General features: G+C 67.6%; 1 protein-coding gene. It reads right to left on the bottom strand.

Features of this window, described 5'->3' with window-relative positions; genetic code table 11:
• On the bottom strand, window positions 1-2,369 hold a 2,369-nt coding region (locus tag VFV09_06350), incomplete at its 3' end, for a hypothetical protein (protein ID HEU4867329.1).
• Window positions 2,370-2,423: the final 54 nt, after the last annotated feature.

Here is a 2,423-nt window from a genome sequence, read left to right on the forward strand (position 1 = left end):
GCCTGCCGGACCGCCTCCTCCTGGAAGCTCTTCGTCCGGAATCGGCTTCCGACCGAGAGCATCAGCTGGGTTGCGCTTGGGTGGTCGACCCACGCGAGCATCCCGATCAGGGCCTTGCCCTGGGCGGCGCGGGTCCCGTAATACTCCTTGAGGTAGCGGGAGACCGCCGGTGCGGCCCGCTCGGCTGCGCACGCTGCGGCCACCGCCAGCAGGCCCTTGCTCCCGATGGCCGACCCGGCCACTGTCGACAGCCAGCGGGGCAGGATCGACTCCGTGATCTCCTCGACGGACTTTCCGACGTGCGGGGTCAATGCGTAGTACTGCGAGTGCTGGGAGATCGCCCGGTGCATCTGCTGGGCTTCGGCGACCGCCTGGCGGTGGGCCTCCTCGGGGTCGATCGGCCGGGTGTCCTCGTGGAGCCACGACTCCAGGACGAACTGGCCGAAGGCCTCCCGGTCCCGGGGCTCGAACAGCGAACAGTACTTGCGGAGGATGGCGTTCGGCTCCGGCGACTTCTGCCGGACCGCCTGGACCAGCATCCAGCGAAGAATGACCGGCTCCACCGGTTTCCCTGAGTCGGCCCATCGGACCTGCGGGATCGAGCTCCAACCGAACCAGTCCAGCTCTTTCGGAGCCGGCTTGGCCAGGGCTTTGGCAGCCTCTTCGGCCAGGCCGGAGAGGTTCAAGTAGTTGTCCACCGGCTGACCCAGAGCCTGAAGGGCGTCGAGCATTGCGCCCTTCGCCATGTCGTTCTTCTCCTTGGCGAGGGCCTTCTCGAGGACCGGGACGGCCGGTGCGTGGTTCAGCCGGGCCAACCACTCCGACGCAACGATCCGTACGGCAGCCTTGGGGTCCCCGAGCGCTGCGACCACCCGCTTTTCGTAGCCGGACACCCGGGTCAACGCCTCCTGGGCGCCGGGGCGGTCGGTCTTGCTGGAGCCGAGAGCCATGTCGAAGAGCGGTCCCACGAGAGCTTGCGGCACCTCGGGCAGGGTGGCGATCGCCTTCAGCGGACCGGTACGGTCGAACCAGTACTCGTCGGTCCCGTGGGTCATCGTCCGGATCACGACGTCCAGGTGGTTGGCGAAGAAGGGCCAGACCGCCTCGGCCTCCCAGTCGCCGGCCAGCGGCCGGTAGCGGTTGCAGTAGCCGAGCATGACCACCTCGGGCGGGACGCCGGCGGCGCGGTACATCTCGGAAAGCTCCAGCAGGGTCGGCCGGCCGGTCCTTTTGTGCATCTCGTTGAATGCCATGCCGGCGAACTGGCTGGGGCCGCCCATCTGGCGGTCCGCAGCCGCCAGCCCCAGGAACTCCAGAATCTTGAAGAGCATCACCGGCGTGACCTCGGGGTCGGCCGCCATCCCCATCAGGGAGGAGCCGGCGTAATGCAACCCGCCGGGCGTAGCGATGCCGTTGGCCTCGCCCGGGCGGCCGGTTTCGATGTACCGGAGCAAGGACCTCAAGTCGGCGTCGGTAGGCACGGCGACAAGATTCGGGCTGTAGCCGCGCCCGGAGGTTTTTGCCTGCTGCCGCTGGTATTCGTTCATGGCTTTGACCGACGACGTCACCTGGTTCCACAACGACTCCAACGCCGCATTGAATCGGGGCGTCAGCCGAACCGACCAGTCGATCTCGGGCACGGTGTAGCGGCCCTCGAGCCCGCCCCCGGCCGCCGGCGCCGATTCTTGAGTCCACTGTTCGGCCAGAGCCCGGACGCCGGCTGCCTTGTCGGCAGCAGCGGCCTTTCGGGCGACGGTCGAGAGTTCCGGGTCGGGCCTGCTTTGCCCAGAATCGAAAAGCAGCCGAAGGGCGTGCGCCCGTTCGTCCGGTTTGCCTTCCAAAGCGATCTGCTTCAGCGGAGCGTCGACCGAGTTCCCGGCCTTGTGAACCAGGCCCAGCGCCGCCGCCCTCACCTGTTTGCTCGACGAAACCGCCAGCGTCACCAGCTCGGGGGCCGAGAGGTGCAACACCTGCTCGCCCGCCCGTTCCAGCATCCACAGCACATGGAGCCGTTGGGGAACGCCGGGCGCCAGGAGAACGGGACGGACCTTTTCGATGTGGCGCACGACCGCCTCGCCGTAGTCCGGCAGGTCGGCGACCAGCTTCTGGCGGAAATGCGCGAAGTAGGTCGACTCAATAGGGGAGCCGAAGGAGGAGACGAGGACCGCCGCCGGATCCATCGCCGCAGCGACCAGCATCTCTTCGAGGCAGACGGCCGAGAAGTCGAAGTTCCGACCTGATCGGTAGTCGCCGAAATGCGATGCGGTGCCGCTGGCGTGAATCAGCAGGATCTCGGGCCAGTGGGCGCCGCCGGGCAGGTTCAGGGAGTACATCTCGCCGGCCTCGGAGGAGGATTCGAGAACCTGCACCCACCGCAGGCGTGCCGCGAGCGGCAAAAGCTCGAACCCCCGGTAGATGTTGAG

The organism is Actinomycetota bacterium, assembly GCA_035759705.1.
In the GTDB taxonomy this organism is placed as follows: Bacteria; Actinomycetota; CADDZG01; order JAHWKV01; family JAHWKV01; genus JAJCYE01.